This is a genomic window from Kitasatospora sp. NPDC057198, from assembly GCF_042670125.1.
In the GTDB taxonomy this organism is placed as follows: domain Bacteria; phylum Actinomycetota; class Actinomycetes; order Streptomycetales; family Streptomycetaceae; genus Kitasatospora.
This window is the reverse complement of record NZ_JBHUWH010000633.1, coordinates 1-3,652: the sequence shown is the minus strand read 5'-3', so window position 1 is coordinate 3,652 and position 3,652 is coordinate 1. Positions and strand designations below refer to the sequence as shown.

Below are 3,652 nucleotides of genomic sequence, written 5' to 3'. Positions count from 1 at the left end.
TCCCTGTCCCGGGAGGCGGGGCCGTTCCCGTCCGCCCGGCGCGGGGGCCGGGCGGAGGGGTTCAGCTCGTCGTTCAGGAGGCGCGGCTGTGGCGGCCGCGGCGGCGCAGGCCGTAGACCGCGGCACCGCCGGCGACGACCAGCACACCGGCCATGGCGGCGGTCAGGCCGGTGCCCATGCCGCCACCGGTGGAGGCCAGCTCAGGGCCGGTCGGGCTGGCCGACGGGACCGGAGAGGCGGGGGCGGAGGCGGAGGCGGAGGTCGACGGCGCCGGGGACTGGGTGGAGCTGTCGGTCTTGCAGTTCAGCAGGCCGGTGAACTGCTTGGAAAATCCTTCGGGGCCGGTGACGGTGAAGTCGTACTTCTCGTCCTCCTTGACCGGCAGGGTCACGGTCTGGGTGCCGCCCGGCTTGACCGTGTAGTCCTTGCCCGCGACCTTGAAGGCCGCGTCCTTGTCGCCCTTGTTGCCGAGGGTGACCACCAGGGCGCCCTTGGCGCAGTCGACCACGGCGTCGGCGGTGGGCACCGCGCCGAGGCCCCAGGTGATGCCCGCGGTGGCGGAGACCGGAACCTCGGCCTCGCCGGCCAGGATCAGGGTCTGGCTGGGCTCGCCCTTGATCTCTCCGACGAAGGCGCGGCCCACCGAGGAGGTCGCGGTGCCCCGGGCGGTGATGGTGGCGTTGCCGGCGGCGGCGCCGGCCGGCACCTTCGCATAGATCTTGTCGCCGGACTTCACGTTCTTGATCTCGGCACCCTTGTCGTCGACCAGGGAGACCTTGGCGGCGGTGCCCTTGCTGTCGAGGGAGACCGTGACGGAGGCGGTGCCACCGCCAGCGGTGACGGTGATCGGGTCCAACGTGGTGCCGGACTTGCCGCCGACCGAGGCGGGGGCGAGGCCCAGCGTCGGCTTGGGCTCGTTGCCCGTGCCCTTCTCGTTGGCCTGCGCGATCAGCCACTTGGTGAACGCGGTGGCTTCCGCGTCGCTCTGCCTGACCTTGACGTTCGGGTCGGAGAACGACCAGATCGCGATCTGGGTACCGGCTGCGGCGTCCGTGTCGGTCAGGCCCTCGATGTGGGAGGCCGCGGCCAACTGCTCGACGCCGACGGCCGGGTAGGAGTTCTTGAGGATCCAGAGGATCTTCGGCCCAGCACCCGGGTTGTCCTTCAGCGAGCTGGAGTCCCAGCCCGTCTCCTTGTAGTCGGCCTCGAAGGAGGCGCCGTTCAGGAGGTCGATGCAGTAGACCGGGATCTCGGCGCTGTCACCGATCTTGATGGTCATCGGACCCGCCTGCGTGGGACGCCACTCATTGGTGTCGGTGGCGAAGAACTCCACGTTCTCACCGACCCGCACACCGCCGGCCAGCCTCGCCGTCACGCCCGAGGTGCTGCCGGCCGCGGCAGCCGCACCGGCCGCGAGCAGGCCCGAGCCGACCGTCAGACCGGACGCGAGCATGACAGCAACGACGCGGGAGACAGCCCGCCCCTGCTTGTGGAACATGTGGGATCCCTTCGGGCGGCGACGTGCCATCAGCAACCCGCCCCTGGCAAAGCGGCACCCCCTGTGGCGCCGCTGCACGTGTGTGGACTCGACGCATCCTATGGGCGCGCTCCCGACCCTCCAGGCCCGTAGCGAATCAGGACGATATCGTGGCTGTTCTGTTATCAAGGAGCCGATCATCACGGTCAGTTGATGTGTCGACATAAAGGCCGCGGGGCGCCACCGCGGCAATCATGATTGCACTCACCGGCTCAAGAAGTGCCCCGAATCCGTCAGTTCAGAACCTCTTGCGCCACATCCGCACCTCCTTCCCCCACCGCCGCACCGCCGGCCGCGCCGGCCGCCCCCTCCTCCGCGCGGCGCCGGGCCGCGACCGCCGCCACGATCCACTCCGGCACCGCCTCCTCCACCAACCGCACCGCCCGCGGCCCGCCCGCCGCCGGCATCCGGCCCTCCGAGCGGCCCTCCGCCCAGCCCTCCGCTCGGCTCTCGACCCTTCCCCCCGGGCGGCCGTCCACCCCCGAACCTCCTTGCGGCGGGGCCGGGTTGCCCTCCAGCCCGCGCCGGAAGGCGGACGTCCCGCGGGCGAGGTCGTGGCCGACCGAGCGGGCGTCGATCTCCACCTCCACCCGCCGGTTGCCCTCCTGCTCCCACTCGCGCACCCGCAGCCGCCCGCTCACCAGCAGCGGGTCGCCCTTGTTCACCGAACTGACCAGGTTGACCGCGAGCCGCCGCCAGGCCACCACCGTCACCCAGGTCGTCGCGCCGTCCGCCCAGTCGCCGCGCTCGCGGTCGTAGCGGCGCTCCCGCGCGGCGAACCGGAAGTTGGCCACCGACACCCCGCCCGCCGTCTCCCGGTACGTCACGCCCGACGCGGCGTTCCCGACCATCGTCACCAGGGCCTCGTCCATTCCGAATCCTCCGTTCCCGGCCGCGGCGGCCGGCGGCCATTCGCGCCGGAATCTCCGCCGCGAAAAGATCCTCCGCCTTCCGGGAAAACCGCACCAGCGCCTTCCCCGGCCCTGTGGAAAACTCCGGCCTGTGGAAAACCGCGATCGCCCCCGGGAGTGAATCCGGTGCGTTTTCCGGTCGAAAATCGATCATTTCAATGCCGTGCTCACGACAAAGAGCGGATCGACCCGCACCCCGCGCCGCCCGCCGCCCACCACCCCCTTCCGGTAGCCGCGCGCACACCCGGCCGCCACCTCCGGTCCACCCCCGAAACCACGAACGGGTGGCCACGGGTTCGCCCCGTCCATGTCATCCGACCGATGGAACCCCTAAACGCGCCCCCACCCGCGGGCCGCCCCGGGCGATTGCCCCGCCGAATCCATAACGGGTGGGGTTGCAGCCCCGTAACGACTGCACAACGTCCCGCACCGAGAGCCGGTAGACCGCTGCACTCCACGGCACTACCTGCGATTATCGGACCGCCCCGCGGAGGCCGACACACCCCGGTCCGGCCTTCGAAGTCCAGGTGGCGGAACTGAACACCCGTATCCTGTCCCGGAACATCCCGTCCCGGCCCAGGCCCGGCAAGCGGGCCGACGTCACACCCCGGCCCCCATAGCTCAGCGGATAGAGCACCCGCCTTCTAAGCGGTAGGTCGCAGGTTCGAATCCTGCTGGGGGCGCCCACCCGGCCCGACCGGCCCCGACGCCGCAGGGCGAGCACTCCCCCATCGCAGGCCCCCGCCGCAGGCCCCTGCCGCGCACCCACCGCCTCCCGCGCGCCCCGCGCGGCAACGGCACCTCCCCGCGCCCCGCGCCCCGTGCCCCGGACACAGCCCGCACTCCGGGCGCCGCCCCGCGCCCGGCCGCTACGCCCGCCCCGCCGCCAGGCCGGCCAGGAATCCGTCCAGCAGCGCGCGTTGGCGCTCCGGCGGGAACTCCTCCGGGGCGAACAGCGCCTGCACCACCAGCCCGAGGACGAAGGACTGGGCCAGCGCGGCGAGGTCGCCGGCCGGGCGGTGGCCCGGGAGCTCGCCGAGTTCCTGGGCCTGGGCGCAGAGTTCGGCCATCCTGCGGCGGGCCCGGCGGTAGCGCTCGGCGTGCCCGGCGGTGAGTTCGGCGTCACCGAGGGCGGCGTCCCAGGAGCCGACCCAGACCCGGTTGCCGGCCGCGCCCTCGGCGTCCAGCGGGAGGACGTCGAGCC

3 protein-coding genes and 1 tRNA gene are annotated in these 3,652 nt (G+C 72.5%); 1 reads left to right on the top strand and 3 read right to left on the bottom strand.

Annotated features, from left to right (window positions below; translation table 11 throughout):
• Positions 1–73 precede the first annotated feature (73 nt).
• Both ACFUEL_RS36920 and ACFUEL_RS36915 read right to left on the bottom strand, forming a co-directional pair.
• Complete coding sequence (locus tag ACFUEL_RS36920) at positions 74–1,453, bottom strand: Cys-Gln thioester bond-forming surface protein (RefSeq protein WP_380242144.1); 1,380 nt, start codon at positions 1,451–1,453, stop codon at positions 74–76.
• Between the two features lie 317 nt (positions 1,454–1,770).
• Entirely contained in the window at positions 1,771–2,409 is a 639-nt protein-coding gene (locus ACFUEL_RS36915; RefSeq protein WP_380242142.1) for a single-stranded DNA-binding protein, read from the bottom strand.
• Between the two features lie 649 nt (positions 2,410–3,058).
• Between ACFUEL_RS36915 and ACFUEL_RS36910 the strand changes: the two genes are divergently transcribed.
• Positions 3,059–3,131, top strand: a tRNA-Arg gene (locus ACFUEL_RS36910).
• Between the two features lie 186 nt (positions 3,132–3,317).
• Here ACFUEL_RS36910 and ACFUEL_RS36905 read toward each other — a convergent pair.
• A partial coding sequence (locus tag ACFUEL_RS36905) for a TetR family transcriptional regulator C-terminal domain-containing protein (RefSeq protein WP_380242140.1) occupies positions 3,318–3,652 on the bottom strand: 335 nt, incomplete at its 5' end.

What these genes read in the sequence shown, in the direction of transcription:
- ACFUEL_RS36915 (WP_380242142.1), bottom strand. Translation starts at nt 2,409, where the DNA reads ATGGACGAGGCCCTGGTGACGATGGTCGGGAACGCCGCGTCGGGCGTG.
- ACFUEL_RS36920 (WP_380242144.1), bottom strand. Translation starts at nt 1,453, where the DNA reads ATGCTCGCGTCCGGTCTGACGGTCGGCTCGGGCCTGCTCGCGGCCGGT.